Source organism: Pseudomonas sp. KB_15 (genome assembly GCF_052114525.1).
GTDB lineage: Bacteria > Pseudomonadota > Gammaproteobacteria > Pseudomonadales > Pseudomonadaceae > Aquipseudomonas.
The window spans coordinates 1-536 of sequence record NZ_JBFREX010000153.1; the positions used below are offsets into that span (position 1 = coordinate 1).

1 protein-coding gene is annotated in these 536 nt (G+C 68.3%); it reads left to right on the forward strand.

The features are described 5' to 3' along the window. Positions 1 to 313 (forward strand): hypothetical protein (locus tag AB4Z35_RS30185; RefSeq protein WP_442101184.1); only part of this gene is annotated, 313 nt, incomplete at its 5' end. Positions 314 to 536: the final 223 nt, after the last annotated feature.

Consider the following 536-nt stretch of genomic DNA (forward strand, 5'->3'; position numbering starts at 1 on the left):
GCTGTCGATGCTCCACGATGGCGAGATTGCCGCGCTCTACGCGCGCCATACGTCCGAATTCACGCCGCACGGGCTGTCGCTGGCCAAGACGGACAGCCTCGTCAACGAGGGCGTGAGCGGCGTCGGCATGCGCTTCGAAATCACGCCGGGCAACTTCGCGGCGGTGAGCGTGGCCGCCATCCGCAGCCGCATGCAGGAGTCCCGCAAGCAGTGGATTGCCGACCTGATCGCCGAAGAACTGCGCTCGGCGGGCTTCCGGTGCGCGTATGCTGGGACCGGGCTGGATGGCGCCCCGGGTGCCGATCTGGCGTAGCACCTTCGACCCCAACGGAGAACGGACGATGCGAATCCCCCTGCGTGGCATGGCCTGTCTGGCGATATGTCTGATGCTTGGCGCAGGCCCGGCTGGGGCGACTGGGCCGGCGGATGGCGTGGAGACCTACACCGGACTCTGCGACGCCTCGGCCGGCTTCGCCCTCGGCCCCGACCACTTCGTCGTGGTGGGCGACGAGCACAACGTGCTGACGGTGTACCAG